Annotated in this window: 26 protein-coding genes and 1 tRNA gene; 19 read left to right on the top strand and 8 right to left on the bottom strand. The window is 33.3% G+C overall.

All coding sequences use genetic code 11. From position 1 onward, the window contains the following. The 5 genes from GQ47_RS08230 (at nt 1) to GQ47_RS08250 (ending at nt 4,137) form a co-directional block, all read left to right on the top strand. Nucleotides 1-1,098 carry an MBL fold metallo-hydrolase gene (locus GQ47_RS08230; RefSeq protein WP_035647138.1) on the top strand — a complete coding sequence of 366 codons (1,098 nt, stop codon included), beginning with the start codon at nt 1-3 and terminating at the stop codon, nt 1,096-1,098. Nucleotides 1,099-1,202: 104 nt separating this feature from the next. After that, nucleotides 1,203-1,733, top strand: a complete 531-nt coding sequence (locus GQ47_RS08235; RefSeq protein WP_035647139.1) for a GNAT family N-acetyltransferase — start codon at nt 1,203-1,205, stop codon at nt 1,731-1,733. A gap of 138 nt (nt 1,734-1,871) precedes the next feature. Beyond that, a complete protein-coding gene (locus GQ47_RS08240; RefSeq protein WP_035647140.1) occupies nt 1,872-2,996 on the top strand; it encodes a lactonase family protein in 1,125 nt (374 codons plus the stop codon). Nucleotides 2,997-3,025: 29 nt separating this feature from the next. Continuing rightward, entirely contained in the window at nt 3,026-3,553 is a 528-nt protein-coding gene (locus GQ47_RS08245) for a GNAT family N-acetyltransferase (protein WP_035647141.1), read from the top strand. Nucleotides 3,554-3,555: 2 nt separating this feature from the next. Beyond that, a complete protein-coding gene (locus GQ47_RS08250) occupies nt 3,556-4,137 on the top strand; it encodes an LOG family protein (RefSeq protein ID WP_035647143.1) in 582 nt (193 codons plus the stop codon). 11 nt (nt 4,138-4,148) lie between these two features. Here the strand turns inward: GQ47_RS08250 and GQ47_RS08255 are convergent, their stop codons facing one another. After that, nucleotides 4,149-4,985 (bottom strand): helix-turn-helix domain-containing protein, encoded by an 837-nt coding sequence (locus tag GQ47_RS08255; protein ID WP_035647145.1) that lies wholly within the window; start codon nt 4,983-4,985, stop codon nt 4,149-4,151. A gap of 85 nt (nt 4,986-5,070) precedes the next feature. On the opposite strand from GQ47_RS08255, the gene GQ47_RS08260 reads away from it, so the two are divergent. From GQ47_RS08260 to GQ47_RS08280, 5 genes are all read left to right on the top strand, one after another. Next, nucleotides 5,071-5,463 (top strand): DoxX family protein, encoded by a 393-nt coding sequence (locus tag GQ47_RS08260; RefSeq protein WP_035647146.1) that lies wholly within the window; start codon nt 5,071-5,073, stop codon nt 5,461-5,463. Between the two features lie 5 nt (nt 5,464-5,468). Next, the gene (locus GQ47_RS08265; RefSeq protein ID WP_081909332.1) at nt 5,469-6,419 is read left to right on the top strand and encodes a polysaccharide deacetylase family protein; all 951 of its coding nucleotides are present in this window, start codon (nt 5,469-5,471) and stop codon (nt 6,417-6,419) included. Nucleotides 6,420-6,588: 169 nt separating this feature from the next. Further along, nucleotides 6,589-7,056, top strand: coding sequence for an SRPBCC family protein (locus GQ47_RS08270; protein WP_035647147.1), 468 nt, complete (start codon nt 6,589-6,591; stop codon nt 7,054-7,056). 87 nt (nt 7,057-7,143) lie between these two features. Continuing rightward, on the top strand, nt 7,144-7,512 hold the full coding sequence (locus tag GQ47_RS08275; RefSeq protein ID WP_035647149.1) for an iron chaperone: 369 nt from the start codon (nt 7,144-7,146) through the stop codon (nt 7,510-7,512). An 8-nt stretch (nt 7,513-7,520) separates the two neighbouring features. Next, nucleotides 7,521-8,204 (top strand): 2'-5' RNA ligase family protein, encoded by a 684-nt coding sequence (locus GQ47_RS08280; RefSeq protein WP_035647151.1) that lies wholly within the window; start codon nt 7,521-7,523, stop codon nt 8,202-8,204. Here the strand turns inward: GQ47_RS08280 and GQ47_RS08285 are convergent, their stop codons facing one another. The 3 genes from GQ47_RS08285 to GQ47_RS08295 are packed head-to-tail and all read right to left on the bottom strand — an operon-like array spanning nt 8,205 to nt 11,294. Then, nucleotides 8,205-8,567 carry a VOC family protein gene (locus GQ47_RS08285; RefSeq protein WP_035647153.1) on the bottom strand — a complete coding sequence of 121 codons (363 nt, stop codon included), beginning with the start codon at nt 8,565-8,567 and terminating at the stop codon, nt 8,205-8,207. Between the two features lie 18 nt (nt 8,568-8,585). Further along, on the bottom strand, nt 8,586-9,140 hold the full coding sequence (locus tag GQ47_RS08290) for a hypothetical protein (RefSeq protein WP_035647155.1): 555 nt from the start codon (nt 9,138-9,140) through the stop codon (nt 8,586-8,588). 6 nt (nt 9,141-9,146) lie between these two features. Next, nucleotides 9,147-11,294, bottom strand: a complete 2,148-nt coding sequence (locus tag GQ47_RS08295; RefSeq protein ID WP_035647156.1) for a cation:proton antiporter — start codon at nt 11,292-11,294, stop codon at nt 9,147-9,149. Nucleotides 11,295-11,595: 301 nt separating this feature from the next. Between GQ47_RS08295 and GQ47_RS08300 the strand changes: the two genes are divergently transcribed. The 8 genes from GQ47_RS08300 to GQ47_RS08335 all read left to right on the top strand — a co-directional run bounded on the left by GQ47_RS08300 (nt 11,596) and on the right by GQ47_RS08335 (nt 22,208). Further along, a complete protein-coding gene (locus GQ47_RS08300; RefSeq protein ID WP_035647157.1) occupies nt 11,596-13,023 on the top strand; it encodes an L-serine ammonia-lyase in 1,428 nt (475 codons plus the stop codon). A 90-nt stretch (nt 13,024-13,113) separates the two neighbouring features. Further along, nucleotides 13,114-13,932: a 3-methyl-2-oxobutanoate hydroxymethyltransferase gene (gene panB, locus GQ47_RS08305; RefSeq protein WP_035647158.1), complete on the top strand. Its 819-nt coding sequence runs from the start codon at nt 13,114-13,116 to the stop codon at nt 13,930-13,932. Nucleotides 13,933-14,079: 147 nt separating this feature from the next. Next, nucleotides 14,080-14,430 (top strand): four helix bundle protein, encoded by a 351-nt coding sequence (locus GQ47_RS08310; RefSeq protein WP_035647159.1) that lies wholly within the window; start codon nt 14,080-14,082, stop codon nt 14,428-14,430. A gap of 52 nt (nt 14,431-14,482) precedes the next feature. Beyond that, the gene (locus GQ47_RS08315; protein WP_035647160.1) at nt 14,483-15,172 is read left to right on the top strand and encodes an RluA family pseudouridine synthase; all 690 of its coding nucleotides are present in this window, start codon (nt 14,483-14,485) and stop codon (nt 15,170-15,172) included. A 78-nt stretch (nt 15,173-15,250) separates the two neighbouring features. Continuing rightward, nucleotides 15,251-16,579: an aldehyde dehydrogenase gene (locus GQ47_RS08320; protein ID WP_035647162.1), complete on the top strand. Its 1,329-nt coding sequence runs from the start codon at nt 15,251-15,253 to the stop codon at nt 16,577-16,579. Between the two features lie 120 nt (nt 16,580-16,699). After that, the gene (locus GQ47_RS08325; protein ID WP_035647163.1) at nt 16,700-17,491 is read left to right on the top strand and encodes a hypothetical protein; all 792 of its coding nucleotides are present in this window, start codon (nt 16,700-16,702) and stop codon (nt 17,489-17,491) included. 91 nt (nt 17,492-17,582) lie between these two features. Beyond that, a complete protein-coding gene (locus GQ47_RS08330; protein WP_035647164.1) occupies nt 17,583-21,266 on the top strand; it encodes a response regulator in 3,684 nt (1,227 codons plus the stop codon). Between the two features lie 93 nt (nt 21,267-21,359). Next, nucleotides 21,360-22,208, top strand: a complete 849-nt coding sequence (locus GQ47_RS08335) for a KPN_02809 family neutral zinc metallopeptidase (protein ID WP_035647167.1) — start codon at nt 21,360-21,362, stop codon at nt 22,206-22,208. A gap of 181 nt (nt 22,209-22,389) precedes the next feature. On the opposite strand, the gene GQ47_RS08340 is transcribed toward GQ47_RS08335, so the two are convergent. The 4 genes from GQ47_RS08340 to GQ47_RS08355 all read right to left on the bottom strand — a co-directional run bounded on the left by GQ47_RS08340 (nt 22,390) and on the right by GQ47_RS08355 (nt 24,944). After that, nucleotides 22,390-22,463 (bottom strand) — tRNA-His (locus tag GQ47_RS08340). A gap of 77 nt (nt 22,464-22,540) precedes the next feature. Next, on the bottom strand, nt 22,541-23,257 hold the full coding sequence (bshB1, locus tag GQ47_RS08345) for a bacillithiol biosynthesis deacetylase BshB1 (RefSeq protein ID WP_035648101.1): 717 nt from the start codon (nt 23,255-23,257) through the stop codon (nt 22,541-22,543). 187 nt (nt 23,258-23,444) lie between these two features. Then, the gene (locus tag GQ47_RS08350) at nt 23,445-24,509 is read right to left on the bottom strand and encodes a chorismate-binding protein (protein ID WP_035647169.1); all 1,065 of its coding nucleotides are present in this window, start codon (nt 24,507-24,509) and stop codon (nt 23,445-23,447) included. Between the two features lie 3 nt (nt 24,510-24,512). Next, nucleotides 24,513-24,944 (bottom strand): PaaI family thioesterase, encoded by a 432-nt coding sequence (locus GQ47_RS08355; RefSeq protein ID WP_035647170.1) that lies wholly within the window; start codon nt 24,942-24,944, stop codon nt 24,513-24,515. 124 nt (nt 24,945-25,068) lie between these two features. Between GQ47_RS08355 and GQ47_RS08360 the strand changes: the two genes are divergently transcribed. After that, nucleotides 25,069-26,580: a hypothetical protein gene (locus GQ47_RS08360; RefSeq protein ID WP_035647173.1), complete on the top strand. Its 1,512-nt coding sequence runs from the start codon at nt 25,069-25,071 to the stop codon at nt 26,578-26,580. Nucleotides 26,581-26,587 lie beyond the last annotated feature (7 nt).

The following is a 26,587-nucleotide window of genomic DNA, read 5'->3' on the forward strand; positions in this document are numbered from 1 at the left end:
ATGATCCTTACTTTATTTCTTCTTTTAATAGCCGTTGCAATCTATTTTGCCTATCATCCAAGATTCGGAAAAAGACCCGCTGGCGAAAGACTTGCTTTAATACAAAAATCGCCTCAATACAAAAACGGAAAATTCGAAAACCAAAGTTTCACACCTGAACTCGCAGAAGGTTACGGCTATTTTGATGTTTTAAAAGAATTTTTCTTCAAGAAAGTAGACCGCAAAATTCCAACTGATGTGATTCCGTCAGTAAAAACTAATTTACACGAAATTCCTTTAGATCAGGACATTCTGGTTTGGTTTGGGCATTCGTCTTATTATATTCAGCTGGAAGGAAAACGTTTTTTAATTGATCCTGTTTTCAGCGGCAACGCCTCTCCTATTTACGGCACTACAAAAGCTTTTAAAGGAACGGAAGTTTATACCACCGATGATATTCCGGAAATTGATTATTTATTGATGACGCACGATCATTATGATCATTTGGATTATGCTACAATTATGGCGTTGAAACCTAAAATCAAAAAGATAATTACAGCGCTTGGTGTTGGTTCGCATTTTGAGTTTTGGAAATTCCCCGCTGAAATTATTATCGAAAAAGATTGGCATGAAAAGATAGAATTGGATCAAAATTTAACGCTTTATACCACTCCGTCAAGACATTTTTCGGGCAGAAGTATTAAACGCTGTAACACACTTTGGACTTCTTTTGTTTTAGAAACCAAAGATTTTAAAATGTATCTGGGAGGCGACAGTGGTTACGATTCCCATTATGCGGCAATTGGCGAAAAATTTGGCCCTTTTGATATTGTCCTTATTGACAATGGACAATACAATCCGGCATGGAAATACATTCATAATTTGCCGGAAGATGTTATAAAAGCAATTAAAGATTTAAAAGCAAAAAGAGTCTTCCCTGTTCATTCGTCTAAATTTGCATTGGCACTTCATCCATGGGACGAACCTTTGATCAAAATAACCGAATTGAATAAAATGTCTGAAAATCCTATTCCGTTAATTACTCCTAAAATTGGCGAGTTAGTACAATTAAAAAATGAAAATCAGGAATTTCAGCAATGGTGGAAAGGGGTTAATTAATTATAAATTGTTAATTGTTAATTGTTAATTGTTAACTCAAATTTGAAACTTGAAACTTGAAACTTGAAACTTGAAACTTGAAACTTGAAACTTGAAACAAAAAAATGACCACATCAAATTATACCATCCGAAATGCAAATCCTTCAGAATTTGAGGAAATTGGAAAACTTTTAATCCGTGTTTATTCGGCTTTGGAAGGTTTTCCGAAAGAAGATGAACAGCCTAATTATTATAAAATGCTAGCCAATATTGGCACTTTTACTGAATATCCTGAAACAGAACTCTTAGTTGCTCTTGATGAAAATAATGTCATTGCGGGAGCGGTTGTCTATTTTAATGACATGCAATATTATGGTTCGGGCGGAATTGCCACTCAGGAAAAAGATTCGGCTGGATTTCGTCTTCTTGGAGTTGATTCTCAAGCGAGAGGAAAAGGAATTGGAAAGCTTTTAACTTTAGAATGTATTAAAAAAGCAACTGAAAATAAACGAAAACAAATCATTATTCATTCTACTTTGGCAATGAAAACGGCTTGGGGGATGTATGAAAATATTGGATTTAAAAGAGATGAAATTTTGGATTTTATGCAGGGAGAACTTCCTGTATTTGGATTCAGATACCAATTTATTTCATAAAAAATAAAAATTTAAACATTTCCTATGTCACCCTGAGCGAAGTCGAAGGGCGCTCCAATTGGAACTTGGACTTCGACTTCGCTCAGCCTGACAAAACAAAAAAACTTGAAACATTAAACTTGAAACAAAACAAAAACCTTGAAACTAAAAACTAACCTTTTTGCCATTATTTTTCTGGCAACTTTTAACCTATTTGCACAAAATACCTATGTTTTTCTGGGTTCTTATAATCGTGATAAATCAGCTGAAGCGATACAGATTTATCAATTAGACACCATAAACGGGAAATTGTCAAAAATAACATCAGCAAAAAACATTATAAATCCTTCCTATTTGACTGTTTCGCCAAATGGAAAATATGTTTACGCCTGCACCGATACAAAAACGCCAAATGCAGGAAGCATCAGCAGTTTTGAATTTAATCCCGAAAATAAAAGTCTGACTTTCCTGAACAGCCAAAGAAGTGGTGGCGAAAATCCGGTTTATGTTACGGTTCATAAAAGCGGAAAATGGATTGCCAATGCCAATTATACTGAAGGAAGTGTTTCTGTTTTTCCGATTTTAGAAAACGGAAAAATCGACTCGATTGCACAAAATTTTCAATATATGGACGGAAGCACGCATAAAGAAAGGCAGACTCGTTCGCATGTACATTCGGCTGTATTTTCACCTCAGTTTGATTATTTGTTTTTACCCGATTTAGGTGCCGATAAAATCCGTTGTTATGCCTTTGATGAAAATCAGAAAAAACCATTGATTGAAACCAAAAATCCTTTCACTAAGACAGATTTAGAAGCCGGACCAAGACATTTCACCTTTCATCCAAATCAAAAATTTGGTTATTGCATTGAAGAAATGGCGGGCCAAATAAGCGTTTATCATTATGAAAATCGCGTTTTAAATAAAATTCAGCGCATCGCTACGCATCCTGATAAAATAAAAGAAGGATTTGAAAGTTCAGACATTCATATTTCTCCAGACGGAAAATTTCTGTATGCGACCAACAGAGGAAAAGAAAACAATATTGCCATTTTTTCTATTGATGAAAATGGGCTTCTGAAAAATATTGGTTATCAATCTACTTTAGGAAAACATCCAAGAGTTTTTGCCATTGATGAAAGCGGAAAATTTTTAATTGCTTCGAATGTTAATACTGGAAATGTAGTTGTTTTTAAAAGAAATCCAAAGACTGGTCTTCTAAAAAAGGTCGGAAAAGAAATCAAAATGGAAAGTGTTTCCTGCGTTCAAATCCGAAAAATTTAAAAATAGAATTTTAATCTGTTACAAAAAAAATGACTCCGAACAACTTTAATTTACAGCCTGATTTTCTCGAAAACGAAATCTTAAAATTGATTCCGTTGCAAGAAAATCATTTCGAAGCACTTTATAAAGTCGCTTCAGATCCTTTAGTTTGGGAACAACATCCGAATAAAAATCGCTATGAAAGAGAAGTGTTCCAAAACTTTTTTGAAGGCGCGATGGAAAGCAAAGGCGCTTTTGTCATTTTGGACAAAACCTCAAATGAAATTGCCGGAAGTACACGATTTTACGATTACGAACCTGAAAATAAAAGCGTTTTTATAGGTTATACTTTTTACGGCAGAAATTTCTGGGGAACTGGTTTTAATGCACAAGTAAAAAAAATAATGCTCGATTATGCTTTTCAGTTTGTTGATAACGTTCAGTTTCATATTGGGGCAGAAAATTACCGTTCACAAAGAGCAATAGAAAAATTAGGTGCCGAAAAAATAGATGAAATCAATGTTGCATATTATAACGAACCTTCGCGTCATAATTTTGTTTACAGAATAAAAAAATAAAAATGAAAAATATAACCGTTTTCTGCGGATCCAGTTTTGGAACCGATGAAATATTTAGAGAACAGGCAGAATTACTAGGAAAGACTTTAGCAAAAGAAAACATTGGATTGGTCTATGGCGGTGCAAATGTCGGCTTAATGGGCGCTGTCGCAGATGGTGCACTGAGCGAAAACGGAACTGTAATTGGCGTTCTTCCAAATTTTCTACGATCAAAAGAAATTGCACATTTAGGTTTAACCGAACTTTTTGTGGTCGAAAGCATGCACGAACGCAAAACCAAAATGAATGATTTATGCGATGGCGTAATTGCACTTCCCGGCGGTTTTGGAACGCTGGAAGAGCTTTTTGAAATGCTGACCTGGTCGCAACTAGGACTTCATAAAAAACCAATCGCAATTCTAAACATCAATGGTTTCTACGATTCATTAATTGAGTTAACAGAAAATATGGTCGAAAAAGGCCTTCTTAAAGATGTTAATCAGCAAATGCTTTTAGTGAGCGACAATATAGAGGATTTATTGAATAAAATGAAAAATTATGTTCCGCCAACAGTTGGAAAATGGATAAATAAAGAAGAAGTTTAATGTGTTTCAGATTATAAGTTTTTAAACTGCTTTTTATATGCACTCGGGTTTAGTCCTGTATATTTCTTAAATAATCGATTCAGATGGCTTGCATCACTAAAACCAAATTCGTACACGATTTCATTAATACGCATATTGGTAAATTTTAATCGGGTTTCAATCAGTTTAATTTTATATGCGATACTATATTCTTGTATATTCTGTCCTGTTTTGGTTTTAAAATACTCGCTTATATACGTTGGTGAAACATTAAAAGCTGTTGCCATTTTCGAAGATTTCAGTTGATCTGGTCGATAGATATTCTGATGAACATAATGTAATAAATCTAAATTTGGCATCGTGCTGGTCTGCTCAAAATTTATATTCGCCACAAGCGAAATATTTCTGGCAGCAATGGTTATTATAGTATTTAGAATTTGTTTTATTACTTCTTGTTGCTGCGGATCACGACTTTTTTCTTCCCTAATAAGAGCTTCGATCATTGCTCTTATTAATGGCTTGTCTGTCACTGTCTTTAATATACATCCCGGCAAATGATTATGATTGTGAAAAATAAATTCAAGTTTTTGAATCCATTCGCTGCTTTGAGTTTTAAGATAACTGTTATGAAATCTAATAAAGAAAAATTTCGTTTTCTCAGTAACTTCAAAACTGTGAGTATCTTCAGGAAAAATCAAAAATAACTTATCACTACTGTAAGGTAATCGATGATCATTTATGATCTGAATTCCTTTTCCTTCCAATACAAAAACCATTTCAAAAAAAGTGTTTTTGCGCTCTTTCGCTTCATATTCTAAAACTTCTAAAAACTGAAGTTCAAATGGATGATATAAATTTCTAATTTCCATCTTTCAAAAATACAAAATATTCCAATGATTGTACAAATTTAAAAAAGCAGATCTTCTCAACTTTGTAGTATAAAATTACAACAATATGGAAACAACTTCTTTTTTATTATTACGCATTGCAATAGCAATCAGCATGTTTGGACATGGATTAGTACGACTGCCAAAACTGGAAACTTTTAGTAACTGGATGACCAACAGTTTTGAAAATTCTATGCTGCCAAAAATTCTTGTGACTCCTTTTAGTTACATCTTACCCGTAGCAGAATTTTCAATTGGCGTTTTATTATTACTGGGTTTATTTACAAAACCATCTTTAATTGCCGGAGCTGTTATTATGCTAATTTTATTATTTGGCACCTCAATGATTGAAAACTGGGAAGCCATTCCGTCACAACTAATTCACATTGCTTTTTTTGCTTTACTATTACATTTTATAAATGATAACAGTTGGGCCATTGATACATTAATTAAAAAATAAGCATTATGAGTTCAAGAAGAAATTTTATTAAACAAACCGGAATAATAGGAATGGTTGGCATGATGAATCCTATTGAAACATTTTCTGCAGTTTCAAAAAACGCTCCTGCTTTTTCTTCTAAAAAAGCTAAATGGGCAGACGGTTCAAGATTAGTGGTTTCAATCTCTATGCAGTTTGAAGCCGGAGGACAACCGCAAAATGCCGAAAGTCCTTTTCCTCAAAACATGCAAAAAGGGTTTATTGATCTACCTGCTTCTACCTGGTATGAATATGGATATAAAGAAGGAATTCCACGTATGCTGGACAATTGGGATAAACTTGGCGTAAAAGTAACTTCACACATGGTTGGAACCGCTGTTTTAAAAAATCCGGAACTGGCGAAAGAAATTGTACAAAGAGGCCACGAAGCCGCCGCCCACGGAATGAGCTGGAGCACGCAATATACAATGCCGTATGAAGAAGAAAAAAAGTTCATAAAAGATGGTATTGATGCTATAAAAAAAGTCACTGGTTTTTCTCCTGTTGGTTATAATGCCAACTGGCTGCGCCGAGGACAAAACACACTCAATATTTTACAAGAACTTGGTTTCAAATATCATATCGATGATCTTAGCCATGATGAACCTTTTATCATTCAGGTAAAAAATAAAGATTTTGCAGTAGTTCCATACACAATCAGATGCAACGACATAGTTCTGATTGAAGGGAAAAACTTTTCATCAGATCAATTTTTCCAACAAGCTAAAATGGAATTTGACCAATTATACGCCGAAAGTGAAACACAACGACGCCAAATGTCAATTAGTTTTCACGACCGCATTGGAGGAACTCCACAAATGGTAAAAGCCACAAATGATTTAATAAAATACATGCAACAACATCAGGGTGTGAGTTTCAAACGTAAAGATGAAATCGCCGAAATTGCACTTCACGACAAGACTACAATAAGAGAATAATCAATTTAGAATTTGAAATCCATACAAGTTAAAACTTGTGTGGATTTTTTATTTCTGGTAATTGGAATTTCTTTCTTAAATTAGGGCTTCAAAAAAAAATGTTTTGATTTTCCGTTTTTTTTTTGAAGTATTTGCCTCTATTTTACAACGCACATTTTAGACATAAACCATGAAAACAGAAAACAACAAATTTGCAAAAGCCGAAATGCTGATTAGAAAACCTGTTTCAGAAGTTTTTCAGGCTTTTATTGACCCGGAGATTACAAATAAATTTTGGTTTACAAAGGGTTCCGGAAAATTAGAAGAAGGCGAGAAAACGGAATGGACTTGGGAAATGTATGGTTTTTCGCTTTCGGTTACAACGCACGTTTTGCAGCAAAATAAAAAGATTGTTATCGAATGGGGAAATCCCGACGAAACGACTTTAGTGGAATGGATTTTCACCCCTTTAAATGAAAATGAAACTTTTGTGAGTATAACAAATTCAGGTTTAAAAGGAGATTCAGATAAAATAATTGATCAGGTTCGTAATTCAACTGAAGGTTTTACTTTAGTTTTAGCCGGTGCAAAAGCGTATTTGGAACATAAATTACAACTGAATTTAGTTTTAGACCGATTCCCGAAAGGATTGGCTTAATTTTAGTTTCAAGTTATTTTAGTTTCAGGTTTCATGTTCCGCTCGAAACTTGAAACCTGAAACTTGAAACAAAAAAACAATAAAGTTATGGAAGTTAAAAAGCCCGAAAACATTGACGAATACATCGGAGGATTTCCAAATGATGTACAGGAAGTTTTGGAGAAAGTAAGAATGACGATTCAGAAAGCTGCGCCTGATGCGAAGGAAAAAATCAGTTATTCAATGCCGGCTTTTGAGCAAAACGGAATCGTAGTATATTTTGCTGCTTTTAAAAACCATATCGGACTTTATGCTTTGCCAAGCGGACATAAAGAATTTGCAGACGAGCTTTCAAAATACAAATCGGGAAAAGGTTCAGTTCAGTTTCCCTTAAAAGATAAAATGCCCTATGATTTAATCACTAAAATTGTGAAATTTCGAGTGAAAGAAAATCTTGAAAAGGCCAAAAAGAAATAAAATTTTAAATGAATTTAACCGAACACTACAACCAACTTTATAAAACCTCTTCTGAAGCTATTTCAGCAGGAAAATATGCGATTGATTCAGACCTAAAAAAAGAAGCTGATTCAAGGTTTGGAATAACGCTTTTAATTCGTCCGAGCGACGAAATAAAAGCAAATATTCAGCTTTTTATAAACGAATTTAAAAAAGCTGAACCAGAGCAATATTATTATCCTGATTCAGATATTCACATTACGGTTATGTCGATTATTTCCTGTTCAGAGGAATTTCAACTAAACCAGATTGCGCCAAATGACTATATTCAATTAATATGCAAAAGCATGGTTGATGCCGATAAAATTAAAATTCATTTTAAAGGTATTACAGCTTCATCTTCTGCCCTAATGATTCAGGGTTTTCCAACTGATGAAACTTTGAATAATTTCAGAAATAAACTTCGTGAAAACTTTAAAAGTTCGGATTTGTTACAAACAATTGACAGTCGTTATACGATTTCGACAGCACATGCAACGGTTATGCGTTTTCAGGAACCGCTTCATGATCCTAAGAAATTAATCGAAATCGCCGATAAATTTCGTGATTATGATTTTGGGGAATTTGATGTGAAAAATCTGGAATTGGTTTATAATGATTGGTATCAGCGCAAAAATACTACGCGAGTTTTGGGGAACTTTGGTTTGAGATAATTATTTAAATTTCCCAAAATGCCATAAAACTCCAGATGGATCGTGAAGAAAACATTCACTTCCCCAATCTAAATATCTTACCGGAGTTAGTTTTACACCTTCGTATTTTTCGGGAAGATTTAATGCTAAAAGCTCGTTGTAATATCTTTCAGTATCATCAACTTCGAGAAAAATCATGGTATTTTCAATCCATTCTTTGGCATAATAATCCTGAAGATAAAAGGCAGTTTCTCCGCTTTTAAAAACAGAAAAATTGGATTCTAAAACGCCTTCCTCAAATCCTAAATCGCGATAAAAACTTCTCGATATTTCGAAATTTTTGGCGCCGATAAAGGGACGAATTGATTTGATATTGTGATTCATAACAACTTAAATTAAATATTAGAACACATCATAACTTTCTAAAACATCAAAACCAACTCCACCTTTTTTTATAATGACTTTTACACTATCCGCTGAGTTAACTTTTTCTGTTTCTTTAAATTTAAAAACTAGTTCTTTTTCAGAACCAAAATAATTAAATCTAACTAAAGGATCTCTTTTATCTCGGCTGCCTTTTGGCCCTGGCATTGAACTTTTTTCTTTTATCACTGTCTTAAATTCTTTCGTAATAGTATCTGATAAATAATAATTAGCGGCCATAAATAGATAACAGGAAATAAAACCCCAAGAACCTAAATTTTGAACAATAAGAATAAAATTACTTGAAATTGGATATATCTCTTTTAAATGTTTCTTACTTAAATAAAAAGCTAGAAACCCAACAATTAAAATAATGAAAATTGGTACATATACACTTACAAGTGTTTTTCTGAAAATTAATATCTCAAAAAATAACAACGTAATACCTAAAATAAAAATGAAATAATAGAATATTTTCCATTTCTTTTTTTCTTTTGAAATCTCTTCTATTTTAGTCTTTTTCGTTTTCTTCATGAAACTTTATCCTTTTTTCAAAATACTTCCCAAACCTCTACCAATCTGTTCAATCGCTTCAAGACCTTTTGTTAAAGGCGTTGCGGTGAAATCTTCATAGGCATCCATAGCACTTTCTTTTCGATCGTCTTGCGGATAAACCAAAATAATATTATTCTCTCCAAAGGACTTCTCAAATTTCTGCGGAAGTCTTTCAAAAATAGATTGATAGGAAACGGAGCCTTTTCTCGATAAATTGAAAACAATCAAATCAGTTGGTTTCATTTCATCTGAAATCGATTCGAAATTATCCCATTCAATAACACTTTTAAATCCGAATTTTGCATTTAATCTTAAGTTATTTGCAATTCCTTGAATGGCTTGATGCGTTTTGTAATCGGCATAAATTACGATTGAGATGCTTAATTCCTGAGATAATCTACAGATTTTCTGCAATAAAAGATGAAAACCAATTCCTCTTTCAGAAAATGGCGGACAAACAAAAACGAGTCTTTTTTCTTCTATAAAGTTAGTTGGAAATCGGCAGATGAATAAACTTTTATCAACATTGTTGATTATAGAATCTACATTTTCTCCAAAAATTTTATCTAAAAATCCTGTCTTTTTAGGCCAGCCAATAATCACGATATCCGACATGATTTCTTTAGAAGTTCTGGCAATTCCACTCGCTGGATTATGATCAATTCTCGCAATTGTATTTATTTTCACTTCTGAAGCTGAACCTTGAATAACAAATTTATCTACGGCTTTTCGATATTTTAAAATATTCTTTTCGGCCTGATCATTATTCGGAACAATCGTCAATAATGTAACCGGATTTGGTGATTTTTTATCTTTAATCAAAAGTGCAAAATCCAATAAACTTGCTGTTGCAGAAGTTTTTGCCAGCGGAATTAAAATATGTTCATCTAAAATTTGATCATGGCTGGCATCTTCATGCGAAATTTCTTCTTCACAAATAGCGATTTTTTTTGCTGCTTTTTCCGTAGCAAACGAAGCCACAATACAAGTAATCAAAATCAGAATAATAGTTCCGTTTAAGATATTTTCATCCAGAATTTTAGCTTTAAAACCAACTAAAATTACGGCCAAAGTTGCTGCGGCGTGCGCACTGCTCAATCCGAAAATTAATTGTCTTTCGGTTTTAGTATATCTAAAAACAATCTGCGTAAAAAAGGCTGCTGTCCATTTTCCAAAAATAGCCACAACACTCAATGTTGCTGCTACAATTAATGCTGTTGGTCCGCTTAAAATTACACTTACGTCAACCAGCATCCCAACAGAAATCAGGAAAAACGGAATAAATAATGAATTCCCAATAAATTCAATTCGGTTCATCAAAGCAGAAGAATGCGGAATCAAAGGATTTAATGCTAAACCAGCAACGAAAGCGCCAATAATAGGCTCTACTCCTGCTACTTCGGCTAAGAAAGCCGCAAAGAAAACAACTGAAAGTACAAAAATATAATGCGCATGTTTTTCACTTTCCAATTTCTTAAAAAACCATTTGGCTATTCTCGGAATTACTAAAAACATAATCGCTGAGAAAATCGCTAATGAAACAGTCAATTTTATCCAAAAAGCCTGATTTAAGCTCCCCTGGCTACTTCCCATAATTACAGCCAGAATAATCAAAACTGCAGTGTCTGTCAAAATGGTTCCTCCAACAGTAATTGCAACTGCTTGATTTTTAGCAATTCCCAATTTACTCACAATTGGATATGCTACCAAAGTATGCGTTGCAAACATGCTCGCTGTTAAAAAACTAGCATTGAACCCATATTGAAGCAAATAATAACACACAGGAAAACCGATCGAAAGCGGAATTATAAAAGTGAAAAATCCAAATAATAAGCTTTTGTTTCTATTGGCTTTAAACTCATTCATGTCCAGCTCTAAACCTGCAATAAACATGATATATAAAAGTCCGATGGTTGAAAATAAATTTACAGCCGAGTTCTTCTCCAAAAGATGAAGACCGTGAGGTCCAATAATGACTCCCGAAATAATAAGTCCGATAATTCCCGGAATATTGATTTTTTTTAATAAAATCGGCGAAAGCAGGATTATGAAAAGTATTAAAGAAAAAATCAATACTGGATTAGTGAGTGGTAATTCGAATTCGTGTATGAAATGCCTGAAAAATTCTATCATATTGTAATTTTATGCTTTGTGGTATTCTAATCGCAAAAAGACATTTTCAGAATTCAAAAAAATTCTTTGAAGTAATTTTTAATTATACCAAACAATTTAAGCTGTTTTAGTGTAAGGCTCTTTACAAAAATACCGAAAAAACGCTAACTTTCTACGCAAACTGCATATTAAACAATTAAATTTATTTTGTTGCCAAATTATTAATTTTTAATACCTTTTTTAACAAAAATGCAACATTAACAATCAAAAGCGAATCATCATTGCATTATTCAATTATCTTTGTAATAACAAAATTGAAACAATGGAAGAATGTATCTCTGTTTTTGATATGCTTAAAATTGGTGTTGGACCTTCATCCTCACATACTTTGGGTCCTTGGAGAGCCGCAGAACGTTTTTTAGAAGAGCTAAAAAACGAATCTATTTTAGATCAGATCAAGCGCGTAAAAGTTGATTTATATGGCTCACTTTCGTTAACTGGAAAAGGGCACGCTACAGATTTGGCTGTAATGTTGGGCTTGAGCGGGCAAGATCCTGAATATATTCCGGTTGATAATATTGCCGGAATTATTAAAACGATCGAAAACAAAAATGAAATCGTTTTGGCAAATCAATATACGATTCCATTTTACTTTCTTCAGGATATTGTTTTCAATAAAGACTTTCTTCCTTTTCATGCTAATGGCTTGAAATTTACTGCTTATAAAAATGATGATTCAGAATATGAATCGACTTTTTATTCAATTGGTGGTGGTTTTGTTGTCAAAGAAGAACGAGAAAATGCCAAAATAAAAGAAGTTATAAAGTGTGCTTTTCCTTTCCCGATTCAAAACGCTGTCGAGCTTTTGAATTATACCGTTTCAGAAAATAAATCAATTTCTGAAATTGTTTATGAAAATGAAAAGTCAATGCGTTCTGAAGATGAAATCCATTCCGAATTAATGCGTATTTGGAACACAATGCTGGAATGCATGTACATTGGCTGTCATTCTGAAGGAATTCTTCCTGGCGGACTTCATGTTCGTAGAAGAGCTTTTGATATGCATCAAAATTTAATTGGTCTTTCAAATTATACTGATCCACAATCTTGGTTGGAAGAAATCAGAAAAACCGAAGTTAAATTTCGTCAAATTTTGAAATGGGTAAGCTGCTTTGCACTTGCCGTTAACGAAGTAAATGCTTCTTTAGGACGCGTCGTTACTGCACCAACAAACGGAAGTGCTGGTGTAATTCCTGCTGTTTTAATGTATTATATGGTAATCGAAAACCATAATGCAGGCGAAAAAGAAATCAAACAATTTTTGATGGTTGCCGGAGAAATTGGAAGTATCTTTAAAAAAGGATCAACAATTTCGGCTGCAATGGGAGGCTGTCAGGCTGAAATTGGCGTTTCATCATCAATGGCGGCGGCCGCACTTTGCGAATTAATGGGCGGAACTCCTGCTCAGGTTTTGATGGCGGCTGAAATCGCAATGGAACATCATTTAGGTTTAACCTGCGACCCAATTGGTGGTTTGGTTCAGATTCCGTGTATCGAAAGAAATACAATGGGCGCCATAAAGGCCATAAATGCTGCCGAATTAGCTCTTGAAACCGACTCAAAAAATGCAAAAGTGCCTTTAGACAAAGTAATCAATACCATGTGGCAAACTGCTAAAGACATGAATTCTAAATACAAAGAAACCTCTGAAGGCGGATTGGCAATTGCCGTAAATATGGCTGATTGTTAGAATATATTACTTAATTTTGCAAACTAAAAATCACTTTTTAAAAGTATAAATTGCTTTTAAAATCATTACAAAAACTAAAACTTACTCATAATGTCAGTTGCTAAAAAAGATTATAAAAGAATCACTACCAAATCATTAATTGAAATGAAAAGCAATGGAGAAAAAATCTCTATGCTTACTGCGTACGATTATACAATGGCTAAAATTGTTGATACTGCTGGTGTTGATGTTATTTTAGTGGGTGATTCTGCTTCAAATGTAATGGCGGGTCACGAAACAACTTTGCCAATTACTTTAGATCAGATGATTTATCATGCTTCATCTGTAGTTCGCGCTGTCGAAAGAGCTTTAGTTGTAGTTGATTTACCTTTTGGAAGTTACCAGTCAGATCCAAAGGAAGCTTTGCGTTCTTCGATCAGAATCATGAAAGAAAGCGGCGGACATGCTGTAAAATTAGAAGGCGGAAAAGAAATTAAAGAATCTATCAAAAAAATATTAAACGCTGGAATTCCAGTTATGGGACATTTGGGTTTAACGCCTCAGTCGATCTATAAATTTGGAACTTACAGTGTGAGAGCTAAAGAAGAGGAAGAAGCAGAAAAATTAATTGAAGATGCTAAACTGCTTGAAAAAATTGGTTGTTTTGCTGTAGTTTTAGAAAAAATTCCTGCTGATCTTGCTAAAAAAGTGGCTGACAGTATTTCGATTCCTGTTATCGGAATTGGTGCCGGAGGTGGTGTTGATGGTCAGGTTTTAGTAATTCACGATATGTTAGGTATGAACAATGAATTTAGTCCGCGTTTCTTGCGTCGTTACTTAAATTTATACGAATTAATGACAAAAGCAATCGGTCAATATGCTACTGATGTTAAGTCGAAAGATTTTCCTAACGCTGGGGAACAATATTAATTTTTAGACTTTCTTAGACTTCTTAGATATTAGACTCCTTAGACTTGTGCTTTATTTTTTAAATCTAAAAACCTTAAGTCGATGTCAAGTCTAAATGAAAAATCTAAGAACTCTAAGTCAGTCAAAAAACCTAAATAATCTTAAAAAATGCATCAATTTAAAGAGCTTTTAATTTGGAAAAAAAGCAGATTATTTTGTTCTAAAATTTATTCTATAACAGCTGGTTTTCCTAATGAAGAAAAATTTGGAATAACCAATCAGTTAAGGAGAGCGGCTGTTTCAATTCCTTCAAATATAGCTGAAGGCTCTTCAAGAAACTCAAATAAAGATTTTGCAAGATTTTTAGAAATTGCAATTGGATCAGCTTATGAAGTTGAAACACAACTTCTAATTTCATCAGATCTAGGTTTTATGAATGAAGAAAACACATCTGAATTAATCAACATGTTGGAAGAAATAACTAAAATGACATCAAGATTTAGAGCAACTCTATTATAAATCTAAAAATTCTAAGAAGTCTAAGTCAGTCTAAAATCTAAGCAAGTCTAAAATGAAAATTATTTCAGATAAAAACAATCTCCAAATCTTGCATGAAGACAATCACATTATTGTGGTCAACAAGCGTGTGGGCGATATTGTGCAGGGAGATAAAACGGGAGACAAACCTTTATCTGATGTTGTGAAGGAATATATTAAAGCCAAATATAATAAACCAGGTGATGTTTTTTTGGGTGTAATTCATCGTTTGGATCGACCTACAACCGGAATTGTAGTTTTTGCGAGAACAAGTAAAGCTTTATCTCGAATGAACGAACTTTTTAGCAATCGTGAAACTAAAAAAACATATTGGGCGGTTGTAAAAAACAAACCATTGGAAGCTAGCGCCAAATTAGTTCACTATTTAAAAAGAAACGAAAAAAACAATACTTCAAAAGCGCATTTAAAAGAAGTTCCCGACAGCAAACTCGCAAGTCTGGACTACAAAATCATCAAAGAACTTCAAAATTATACAGCTTTAGAAATTAATCTTCATACAGGTCGTCATCATCAAATTAGAGCGCAGTTGTCGGCAATTGGTTCTCCAATCAAAGGAGATTTAAAATACGGCGCTGATCGCAGCAATCCTGACGGCGGAATTCATCTTCACGCTAGAAAGCTGGTTTTTGTTCATCCCGTTTCTAAAGAAAACATCACAATTATAGCGCCAGTTCCAGACGAGACAATTTGGAATGCCGTTTGATTTTTTATGATATAATTGTTAATTTTTTAATTATTATCGATTAACTTGCATAGTCAAAGAAAACAAGCTAATCATAAAATGGACTACAAAAACGACATCGGATACAGAAAAGAAACGCTGAAAAAATTGTTGTATAACATTCAAAAAAGCGAAGATTTAATTGTAAAAGCTTTGTACGATGATTTTAAAAAGCCAGAATTTGAAGCTGTTTTAACCGAAACAAATTATGTCATTTCGGAATTAAAAGATACCATCAAAAACATTAATTCCTGGGCTAAACCTAAAAACATTTTTCCGTCACTTCTCAATTTCCCTTCTACCGATTATATCTACAAAGAACCTTACGGAAAAGTTTTAGTTATTGCACCTTGGAATTATCCTTTTCAACTTGCACTTTGTCCCTTAATTGCCGCTGTTGCTGCCGGAAACAGAGTTGTTTTAAAACCATCGGAACTTACACCGCACACTTCAGCTATAATTGCTAAAATCATTGCTAAAACTTTTCATGTCAAACATGTAGAAGTTATTGAAGGAGGTGTCGAAATTTCAAACAAATTACTGGCAAAACGCTGGGATTATATATTTTTCACAGGAAGTGTTTCGGTCGGAAAAATTGTTGCTAAAGCAGCAGCGGAGAATCTAACACCGGTTACTTTAGAATTAGGAGGCAAAAATCCGTGTATTATTGATGAAACTGCTAATTTAAAACTGGCCGCAAAACGAATCGTCTGGGGGAAATTCATGAATGCTGGGCAAACTTGCATTGCGCCTGATTATATTTTGATTCAGAAAAACATGAAAGTCAATTTCATCACTTTTTTAATTGATGAAATATTAAAAGCATATGGAAAAAAAATAGACAAGTCTCCCGATTTTGCACGCATCATTAATACAAAAAACTGGTTACGTCTTGATAGTATGATTGAACGCGAAAAAGTAATTTTTGGTGGAGAAACCGATGCTGAAAAATTATACATCTCACCTACTTTAATTGAAGAACCAGCGTTAGATAGTCCTGTAATGAGAGAAGAAATCTTTGGACCTATTTTACCTATTCTTGTTTATGAAAACGAAGCTGATATTGAAAATGTGATCAATCAATATGAAAAACCTTTAGCATTTTATGTTTTTAGCGAAAACAAAAATTTTGCTAAAAAACTAATTACAACATATTCTTTCGGCGGTGGATGTATCAACGATACAGTTGTTCATTTTTCGAATAAAAGACTTCCTTTTGGCGGTGTTGGGCACAGCGGTATAGGTGCTTATCACGGACAACTAAGCTTTGATATTTTCTCACATCATAAAGCTATCGTAAAAAAAGCCAATTGGCTCGATCTGCCAATGCGATATGCTCCATATAAAGATAAATTAACTTCCCTTAAACGACTATTAGACTGGCTTTAAGCAAATAAAAAATGTCTTGGTTAATTTTGTAGATTATAATATGTAATTGATTAAAAATACTATATTTACGTTTCAATAATCAACGTAAATTCTAAAAGTACAAACAATTCCATAATAAAAATGAAATCTACTCTTGCCCAAATCGAAAACATAAAAAATAATGGCTACACTATAGATTTTTCGAGGGTTTTTGACCATGCCATAGAAAATTTTAAAAAAATAACACTTTATTCCGCTTTGATTATTCTGGTTTTTTCATTTATAATCGGAATTGCGGCACTTGGAGTTCTGGGCTATATTTATGGTCTTGAAAACGCACCCAAAGTAATCGAAGAAAGCCTAAAACCTTCAAAATTAACTTTAGAAGATGCTTTAATTTCAACAATTGGCATTTCTCTTTTGACTGCTCTTTTCGCTCCTTTTGGCGCTGGTTTCTTCAAAATGGCTGATTCTGCCGATAGAGATGAGGAATTTAAGGTATCAAATATGTTTAGTTACTATAAAGCACCTTATTTTGCGCAGTTATTTACTGCAACTTTAATTATAACTATAGTTAATAATGCAATTGCAAACACACTTGAGAGTGCTGGTTTTGTATTAATTGGAGTGACCATATCCATCTTTATTAACTTTTTCATGTATTTCACAGTTCCGTTAATCATATTTGGAAACTTAAAAGCATTAGATGCAATTAAAGGAAGCATTACACTTGTTACTAAAAATCCGTTAATCATTTTTGGATTATTTATTATTGGAATTTTAGGTTCTGTTATTGGTGTTTTTGCTTGTGTTGTGGGCCTTCTTTTTACAATGGTTTTCAATACATCTTTGATTTATGCAGCTTATTTTGGAATTTTCAGTAAGGAACAAGAAGAAGATTCAATTGACACAATTGGTCAATCGGATTTATAATAAAACCGTCTTTCTAATTAAAACAGAGTCTGGCCAACTCTTTTAGAAATTCATAAAATGCTATTGATTAAACCGTACATTCCCAAATCATATGGTAGAAAACTACAGTTTTTATAGTACATTATTTTCAGGAATTGCTTTTATTGGCAATTCTTTGAAATCAACTATAACAAATTGGTTTGTTTTTAGCTCCGATGTCATTTTCTACAACAATCCTAAACTCATTATTTTAGGACTTTCTCTCTTTGGTTTTTTGGGTATTTTGGTGTATCAGTTTTTCAGAATTAAAAAGAAAATCGGTTACTTTATTCAGAAGAAGAAAGAAAATGAAACAATTACCAAAGAATACCAGCTTTATATTCTGTTTTTTGGTATCGCTGTTATTGTCATCGAGATTATTAATGAAATTTTTAAAATAAGGCCGGTAAGTCTTCTTGTCATAAACCTGATTATAGGCTCCAGCGTTTTAGTTATCTATTTTCTTACGGACAAAATAAAATACCTGCGCGATAGAATTCAGACTATATTTATTGTTTCTTTCTTTTTTTACATTTCATATGTAGCGCGAAATATTATTTATCTAGAAGGTGATGTTTTGCCAATAATTACTTTTCTGATTTCTTTTTTCTTTTCTTATAGCGTTCTAAGACCTATAAAAATATATTGGTCTTTTGTTGCAATTACCTTTATTTTCCTGCTTACCACTGTTGCTTTTCAATTAATTCCCATAAAATCTTCAGTCCTTTTAATCGATTTTACGATCGTCATTTTTATCATAAATCAGGTAAAATTTGCTGTTTTGCAAAACAACAAAGACAATTATAGGTTTACGAATGAAATTGTACACAAAGGAAATTCGCTTACCATTGCAACAAATGATAATGGCGAACTATTATTCTGCAGCGAAACAATTACTTCGATTTTAGGTTATCATCCAGACGAAGTTATGGCGTTTCAATTTTGGAAACTTACCGAAGATTCAGAATTCAACAAAGACAATTATTATAAAAATTATATTGACAATAAACTGTATATCAGAAAATTAAAAAGTAAAAACGGAGAATACAAATACATTCAATGGAAAGATAAAAAGTTTTCAGAAGACCTAATTATTAGTATTGGTCAAGATGTCACAGAGCAAATTATAGTTCAGGATCAATATAAAAACCTTATACAGACTGCCACCGATATTATTTTTGAAATAAGTATTGAAGGTCATTTTACCTTTATCAATGAATTTGGTTATTCCATTTTAGGATATACTGAAAATGAAGTGCTTTTACAGCATTATTCAAATTTTATTCATGAAGATTATATCCAGAATGCTGTTGATTTTTATGAAAATCTGGAACAAAACGAACTCAATTATCCAACAATCGAAATTCCGATTTTAAAGAAAAACGGTGAAGAATTGTGGATTTCCCAAAAAGTAATCGTTCGCAAAAACGACTTAGGAATCACTACTGGTTTTGCAGGAATTGCAAGAGATATAACCGAACTAAAAAATGTTGAAAACGAGAAAAAGAGACGTTTAGAAAAAATCGAATCGTACAACAACTCAACTAAAAAGCTTTCGACAACAAATTTTAGTGATTACGACAATATGCAAACTGTGATTGATTATATCATCAAAGAAGGAGCAATTGTATCAAAAGCGAACCGTGTAAGTTTCTGGAAATTTTCAAATGATGTCATTACCTGCAAGAATTTATTTAGCCGGGACAATCAATCCTTAAGTGATAAAAATGTCCTCGATAAAGAATCCTATCCTATTTATTTTGAAACGCTGAAAAACAAAGCCATAATAAACGCGCCTGATGTTTTTGATAAATTAGAAACATCTGAATTCCAAAAAATTTATTTTACCAAAAACAAAATCAAGTCAATGCTTGATGTTCCGATTTTCTTAAATGGACAATTGGCCGGAGTTGCCTGTTTTGAAAGTACAGGCGAAAAAAGAGAATGGGATAATGAAGATATAAACTACGCCAGAACGATAGCCGATGTTATTTCGCTCGCTATTTCTTCACAAATGAGACTTAAAGCCGAGAAAAAACTGGAACTAAAAACAGATTTGCTTTCAGCAATGGCACTTTGTACAGAAAAGTTTCTATCAAGCAAAGGACCTCAAAAAATGTTTGAGGAAACGTATGATATTATTGGAAAAGCTTCAAAAGCGGATCATATTTTTTATTATGAAAAAGATTTTGAAACCAATACAATTAGTCAGCAATATAAATGGTCAAGAGAAGGAGTTGTTCACCAAATAACAGAACTTCAAAAATTTACTGATGAAGATTTGAAGGAAATTATTTTTCACTCACAAAACAAAAGAGTTTTAAGCACCCTGACAAAAAACCTTGAAGATACATTTTTCAAAAATTTGCTTATTGCAAATGATATTAAATCCATTTTGATTCTTCCTTTATTTTCAAATAATGTTTTCTCCGGTTTTATTGGTTTTGATGATTGTACAAAAGAAAGAAAATGGACAGATGATGAAATTTACATCTATCAGACATTGGCCAACAATATATCTTCAGCTTTAGACCGACATAGAAATCAGGCGAAAATTAAAGAAAGTGAAGATGCTATTAAAGCAAAAGAACTTGCGGAAGCGGCAAATAAATCAAAATCTGATTTCTTAGCCAATATGTCACATGAAATCAGGACTCCATTGAATGGAATCATCGGATTTACGCACTTATTAATGAAAACAAATCTTGAAGAAATTCAGGAAAAATACATGACAACCATTAATCAGTCGGCACATTCGTTGCTTGAAATTATTAATGACATCCTTGATTTTTCAAAAATTGAAGCAGGAAAACTCGAACTTTATATTGACTTATACGATCTTCAAAAAATACTCGGACAAATATTTGACTTGATTATATATGAATCAAATCAAAAAAATCTTTTGCTTGAATTGAATGTAGATCCAAATGTTCCAAAATACATCTGGACAGATATTGTACGTTTAAAGCAAATCTTGATCAATCTTTTATCAAATGCCATCAAATTTACCAATGAAGGCTCCATAAAATTGAATGTTTCTGTACTAGATAAAAAATGCGACGACTTTCATGTTATTCGTTTTTCAGTTATTGATACCGGAATCGGAATATTAGAAAAAAATCAGAAGAAAATTTTCAAAGCTTTTTCGCAAGAAGATAGTTCAACAACCCGAAAATTTGGAGGAACCGGTTTAGGTTTGACTATCTCAAATCAGTTATTGGCTTTAATGGAAAGTCGTCTTCAGCTTAAAAGCAAAATTGACGTTGGAAGTACTTTTTATTTTGATCTGAGTCTTAAAACTAGCCAAAACACAGTAAGTGAAAAACTAAAAGCGCTTTCAAACGGAGTTGAGCCAGAATATGCATTAAGCTACAATTCGAATATGGAAAAAATAAATATTCTGATTGTAGAAGACAATAAAGTAAATATGCTTCTTTTGAAAACGATTGTCAAAAATATCAACATGAATTCGATTATTTTTGAATGTGAAAATGGTTATGAAGCCGTAAAACAAATCGAAAATATAAATCCCGATCTTGTGTTTATGGACATACAAATGCCAATCATGAATGGTTACGAAGCTACAAAAGCCATAAGGGTTACAGAAATTGGCAAAAACATCCCTATTATCGCAGTAACGGCCGGAGCAGAAAAAGAAGAAAAGAACAAATGTATTGCGGCTGGAATGAACGATTATATCTCAAAACCTATTATTAGAGGCACTGTAGAAGAAGCATTGCGAAAATGGTTAAAATAGTTCAAAACTAATTGATTCATATTGTCACAATATTCCTGAAAAATATATAAATTCGTATTAATAAAAACATAATAAGTTTAAATCTAGCACACTATGAAATGGCAAGGCAGAAGACAAAGCGATAATGTTGAAGACCGAAGAGGCATCTCAGGCGGGAAAGTCGCTATTGGTGGAGGTGTTATTGGAATCATTGTTTTGCTGCTGAATGTTTTTGGCGGAGAAACTGGCAAACAAATAGCACCAGTTTTAGAACAAATGCAAGGCGGACAGCAACAAACTGAAGCAGCAGCTCCATTAAGCAAAGAAGATGAAGAAATGGGGAATTTTGTGAGAGTTACTTTGGCAGATACCGAAGATATTTGGAGCAAAATATTCGAAGAAAATGGAATGACTTATAAAAAGCCAAAATTAGTTCTTTTTAGAGGATCTGTACAAACAGCTTGTGGTGGAGCATCTTCAGCATCTGGGCCTTTTTATTGTCCGGGAGATCAAAAAGTCTATATGGATTTAGGTTTCTTTGAGGAGCTTCAAAGTAAATTTGGGGCCAAAGGAGGAGATTTTGCAATTGCATATGTTATAGCGCACGAAATTGGTCACCACATTCAGACTTTACTAGGCACATCGGTAAAAATGCGTCAGGCACAGGAAGGAAAAAGTGAAGCAGAAGCCAATAAACTTTCCGTTGCTTTAGAACTTCAGGCCGATTTTTATGCAGGAGTTTGGGCACATTACAATCAGCAAAACTTAGATATTGGCGATATTGATGAAGCGTTGAGTGCTGCAAATGCAGTTGGTGATGACGCAATTCAAAGCAAAATGCAAGGTCATGTTGTTCCTGATTCCTTTACTCACGGATCATCTGAACAAAGAATGTACTGGTTTAAAAAAGGTTTTAAAACCGGAGACATCAAACAAGGTACAACCTTTGAAGAAATTGAATAATACAGAAACCAAATATAATAACCACTAGAAAAGCACAACTTAGCAGTTGTGCTTTTTTAATTTCCAAAATAAAAATTCCAAATTCCAAATCTTGTGAGTTGGAATTTGGAATTTCTAAATTGAAATTTGTTTTCGACTGAAAACAAAAAAAGCCTTGAATTTCTTCAAGGCTTTAAATCTGGGTGGCTGACCGGGTTCGAACCGGCGACCCGCGGCACCACAAACCGCTACTCTAACCAGCTGAGCTACAACCACCATTTTTGCTTAGCGAGTGCAAATATAGAACAAAGGTTCAGTTCTACAAAGAAAAAAATGAAAAATTTTTATAAAAATTAAATCAAATTTTCTAAGCTATTGACTGCCAAACACCTTTCAACGGTAAAACCTTCAGCAAAATCTTTCCCAACCAATCTTCCTAAGTCCTGCGCACGGTAATTTAAGCTTTCAAAGAAGTTTTTACTTGTAATAGGCGTTGCAGGTTCCTCTGAATTTGGATCGTAAAATTGCGTTTTATAGGCAGAAATTGCTTCCACTTTCTTTTTTTCGAAGCCGGTAATATCAACTACAAAATCGGGAACGATGTTTTTCCACTGAATATAATGATACACGACCTTTGGTCTCCATGCTTCTTGTTTCGCTCCGTCAACAATAGTTTCAATTTTCATCAAGCCCGATAAAAAACAAGCGTCTGAAACTAATTTGCTTCCTTTTCCGTGGTCAATATGACGATCGTCAATTGCATTGCACAATACAATCTCAGGTTTATATTTTCGGATCATTTTAATAACTTCTAATTGATGCTTTTCATCATTCGTAAAAAAACCATCACGCATTGCTAAATTTTCTCTCACAAGAACGCCTAAAATCTTTGCTGCATCTTTTGCCTCCTGATCTCTAATTTCTGCAGTTCCGCGCGTTCCTAATTCACCACGAGTCAAATCAACAATACCTACTTTTTTCCCTAAGGAAACTTCTTTTAAAATGGTTCCAGCACAACCCAATTCTACATCGTCTGGATGTGCGCCAAAGGCTAATATGTCTAATTTCATTTGTTTTTTGTTTTTTGTTTGTTTTGTTTCAGGTTTCAAGTTGCTTGACTTTGAACATAATTTTAACCGCAAAGTTCGCAAAGGTTTAGCGCAAGGTTCGCAAAAAAAATTAGCGTTCATAGCGTAAATCTTTGCGAACTTTGCGGTTAAATATACATGCTAAAACTTGAAACTTTAAACTTGAAACTTATTTTCTCAAAACTCTCTTCATCGTCATTGATTTATTGACGCTTTCCTCCCATTCTTTTTCGGGATTGCTTTCTTTTGTAATACCGCAGCCCATATATAAAATGGCTTTATTATCCTGAATCTGCATGCAGCGTAAATTTACGAATAAATCAGAACTTGCCTTATTCCCGGTAAAACTGCTGTTTAATTCACCTAAAAAACCCGTATAAAAAGTTCTGTCATACTTCTCATTTTCTAAAATAAAAGCTTTTGATTTCTTTTTTGGAAGTCCGCAGACCGCAGGCGTTGGATGCAATGTATCAACAACTTCTCCCAGCGTTGAATTATCTTTTAAAACTCCAGAAATATCCGTTTTAATATGCCAGATTGAACCCGCTTTTAAACTGTAAGGTTCAGAAACCACAACCGAAGCCGTAAATTCTCTCAACCTTTTTACAATAAAATCAGTTACAAATTGCTGTTCGTCTTTCTCTTTTTGCTGCCAAACGATTTCTGTTTGTAGATTATCTTTTTGCGTTCCCGCCAAAGCCATAGTTTCAAAAGCATTTCCGTTTGCTTTTAACAATTTTTCAGGCGTTGCTCCCATCCAAAGTCCAATTTTTGGATGAAAAAAACAATAACAAAAAGTCGCAGGATACAATTGAACCAAATGCTGAAAAGTTTCGATAAAATCAAATTCAGACAAAGACACTTCTTCGCTTCTTGATAAAACTACTTTTTTGAATTCTTCGTTTTTTATCGCCTGAATTCCCTGCGCTACCAAATATTCGTATTGAAATTTAGCTTCAGAATCAAAACTCAAATCGTCAATTTCTATTGGTTCAAATGAAGTTGTTTCTTTTTCTGCAATAATAATTTCCGATTCATTTTCGGGAATTAAGATTAATTGTTTCTCATCAAACGAAGCAAAAACAAATCCTTTTTCGCTGTAATCTGAAACGGTGAATAATGTGTTATTTTGTTGTAAAATTCCAACTAGGTTTGCTGTGTTGGGTTTTGAATAAAGTACAAAAGGTAAATTCTGTTCTTTATGATTTTTAATTTTTGAGAAAAATGGATTCATAGTTTATTCACTTTTCTTTCTATCCAAAACCATATTCGTCAATTTGCAGAGCGAAACTAAATTTCCAGCTTCATCTGTAATTTTGATTTCCCACAAATGAACAGTTCTTCCTTTGTGAATAATTCTTGCAGTACCAAAAACATAACCTTCACGGATGCTTTTTAAATGATTTGCCGAAATTTCAATGCCTCTTACCTCCTGCTCTTTCGGATTAATAAAAAAGAAAGAAGCTGCACTTCCGACACTTTCCGCCAAAGCAACAGAAGCGCCGCCGTGCAATAATCCCATTGGCTGATGAACGCTTGGATTTACTGGCATTTTTGCAGTTAAAAAATCTTCTCCCGCGTCGATATATTCAATTTTCAGCGTTTCCATTAATGTGTTTTTAGAAAACTCATTACAGCGCGCCAAAATCTGCTCTTTTGTATAATTCATTAAAATGGACTTTAAAATCGTAAAATTAAAGAAAGATAAGACATAAATCTAAAAACCGATTCTAAAATTTAAAATTCAACTTCAAACCTGTAGGTTTTTTGCTATTTTTACAAAAAGAATTCAAATGCGTCAATACTTTACACTTTTCATCATTGGTTTAATTTTAGCTTTCAGTTCCTGCCGTACTGATTTTGACACTGTTGCCAGCACTGGAGATTTAAAGTTCTCAAAAGACACTGTTTATTTGGATACTGTTTTTAAAAACATTGGTTCAAGCACTTATCAATTGAAAGTGTATAACCGCAGTAAAAATGATATTTCAATTCCGATTATTCAGTTGAAAAATGGATTGAATTCAAAATACAGAATGACCGTTGACGGAATGAGCGGAACAAATGGAAAGATTTTTAAAGATGTTACGCTTTTAGCAAAAGATAGTCTTTACATTTTTATAGAAACTACTGCAGACGTTACCGATGCTAATCCAACTGATTTTTTATATACCGATGAAATTCAGTTTGACAGCGGAGCCAATCTTCAAAAAGTAGCACTAGTTACCTTAATTCAGGATGCCATATTTCTTTATCCGAATCAAAATCCTGACGGCACAAAAGAGAAAATCAAAATTGACGGCAAAGAAGTTGATGGATTTTATCTGAATGAAAATGATGCCGTAAACGGAAACGAACTTCTTTTTACCAAACAAAAACCTTATGTTATTTATGGATACGCGGGTGTTCCAGAAAATAAAACCATAACTTTTGAAGCAGGTGCAAGAGTTCACTTTCATGCTAATTCTGGTTTGTATATTGCAAAAAATGCTTCTCTTCAAATTAACGGAACTGTTTCAACAACCGAAAAACTAGAAAACGAAGTTATTTTTGAAGGCGATCGTTTAGAATCACTTTATTCTGATATTCCAGGACAATGGAATTCGGTTATTCTTGAAAACGGAAACGCCAATCATTCCATCAATCATCTTACCTTAAAAAATGCCGTAACTGGTTTAGAAATAAGAAATACAACGAATATTATTCCGATTAAAAGTAGTCAGTTTTATAATTTTGTGGAATATGGAATTCTAACTAAAAATGCCCGAATAAATGCAGAAAATTTAGTTATAAATTATGCCGGAATTGCGAGTTTATCTTGTCTTTATGGCGGTAATTACAGTTTTGTGCATTGTACATTCAATAACAATTGGCAAAACAGTTCTCATTTTGCAGTTAACTTGAGTAATAGTTTGGCAGGCGCAACGCCGGAAACAAATCCGCTTACACAAGCGACTTTCAATAACTGTATTATTTATGGCTCAGGCACAAACGAGTTTAATTTAAGTAAAAATACCAATACCGCATTTGTTTATCAATTAAATAACTGTCTTCTAAAATTCAGTAGTTCGTCTACAAATCCTGATTATCAATTTAAAACAGATACACAACATTATAACAACATCATTTTGAATGAAAATCCGAAGTTTTATAATGTTAGTCAGAACAAATTCAACATTGATAAAACTTCATCCGCTTTCGCGAAAGGGAATCAGGCGTTTATAATTCCGAAAGATATTTTAGGAATTACAAGAACTTTACCTCCGGATTTAGGCGCTTATCAGAGTCAAGATTTTCCGAAATAAATTTAAA

Source organism: Flavobacterium sp. ASV13, assembly GCF_000745775.1.
Taxonomy (GTDB): domain Bacteria; phylum Bacteroidota; class Bacteroidia; order Flavobacteriales; family Flavobacteriaceae; genus Flavobacterium.

Bases quoted from the DNA above. Each gene is read 5' to 3' on its own strand.
- GQ47_RS08230 (WP_035647138.1), top strand. From the start codon at position 1: ATGATCCTTACTTTATTTCTTCTTTTAATAGCCGTTGCAATCTATTTT.
- GQ47_RS08235 (WP_035647139.1), top strand. From the start codon at position 1,203: ATGACCACATCAAATTATACCATCCGAAATGCAAATCCTTCAGAATTT.
- GQ47_RS08245 (WP_035647141.1), top strand. From the start codon at position 3,026: ATGACTCCGAACAACTTTAATTTACAGCCTGATTTTCTCGAAAACGAA.
- GQ47_RS08250 (WP_035647143.1), top strand. From the start codon at position 3,556: ATGAAAAATATAACCGTTTTCTGCGGATCCAGTTTTGGAACCGATGAA.
- GQ47_RS08255 (WP_035647145.1), bottom strand. From the start codon at position 4,985: ATGGAAATTAGAAATTTATATCATCCATTTGAACTTCAGTTTTTAGAA.
- GQ47_RS08260 (WP_035647146.1), top strand. From the start codon at position 5,071: ATGGAAACAACTTCTTTTTTATTATTACGCATTGCAATAGCAATCAGC.
- GQ47_RS08265 (WP_081909332.1), top strand. From the start codon at position 5,469: ATGAGTTCAAGAAGAAATTTTATTAAACAAACCGGAATAATAGGAATG.
- GQ47_RS08270 (WP_035647147.1), top strand. From the start codon at position 6,589: ATGAAAACAGAAAACAACAAATTTGCAAAAGCCGAAATGCTGATTAGA.
- GQ47_RS08275 (WP_035647149.1), top strand. From the start codon at position 7,144: ATGGAAGTTAAAAAGCCCGAAAACATTGACGAATACATCGGAGGATTT.
- GQ47_RS08280 (WP_035647151.1), top strand. From the start codon at position 7,521: ATGAATTTAACCGAACACTACAACCAACTTTATAAAACCTCTTCTGAA.
- GQ47_RS08285 (WP_035647153.1), bottom strand. From the start codon at position 8,567: ATGAATCACAATATCAAATCAATTCGTCCCTTTATCGGCGCCAAAAAT.
- GQ47_RS08290 (WP_035647155.1), bottom strand. From the start codon at position 9,140: ATGAAGAAAACGAAAAAGACTAAAATAGAAGAGATTTCAAAAGAAAAA.
- GQ47_RS08295 (WP_035647156.1), bottom strand. From the start codon at position 11,294: ATGATAGAATTTTTCAGGCATTTCATACACGAATTCGAATTACCACTC.
- GQ47_RS08300 (WP_035647157.1), top strand. From the start codon at position 11,596: ATGGAAGAATGTATCTCTGTTTTTGATATGCTTAAAATTGGTGTTGGA.
- panB (WP_035647158.1), top strand. From the start codon at position 13,114: ATGTCAGTTGCTAAAAAAGATTATAAAAGAATCACTACCAAATCATTA.
- GQ47_RS08310 (WP_035647159.1), top strand. From the start codon at position 14,080: ATGCATCAATTTAAAGAGCTTTTAATTTGGAAAAAAAGCAGATTATTT.
- GQ47_RS08315 (WP_035647160.1), top strand. From the start codon at position 14,483: ATGAAAATTATTTCAGATAAAAACAATCTCCAAATCTTGCATGAAGAC.
- GQ47_RS08320 (WP_035647162.1), top strand. From the start codon at position 15,251: ATGGACTACAAAAACGACATCGGATACAGAAAAGAAACGCTGAAAAAA.
- GQ47_RS08325 (WP_035647163.1), top strand. From the start codon at position 16,700: ATGAAATCTACTCTTGCCCAAATCGAAAACATAAAAAATAATGGCTAC.
- GQ47_RS08330 (WP_035647164.1), top strand. From the start codon at position 17,583: ATGGTAGAAAACTACAGTTTTTATAGTACATTATTTTCAGGAATTGCT.
- GQ47_RS08335 (WP_035647167.1), top strand. From the start codon at position 21,360: ATGAAATGGCAAGGCAGAAGACAAAGCGATAATGTTGAAGACCGAAGA.
- bshB1 (WP_035648101.1), bottom strand. From the start codon at position 23,257: ATGAAATTAGACATATTAGCCTTTGGCGCACATCCAGACGATGTAGAA.
- GQ47_RS08350 (WP_035647169.1), bottom strand. From the start codon at position 24,509: ATGAATCCATTTTTCTCAAAAATTAAAAATCATAAAGAACAGAATTTA.
- GQ47_RS08355 (WP_035647170.1), bottom strand. From the start codon at position 24,944: ATGAATTATACAAAAGAGCAGATTTTGGCGCGCTGTAATGAGTTTTCT.
- GQ47_RS08360 (WP_035647173.1), top strand. From the start codon at position 25,069: ATGCGTCAATACTTTACACTTTTCATCATTGGTTTAATTTTAGCTTTC.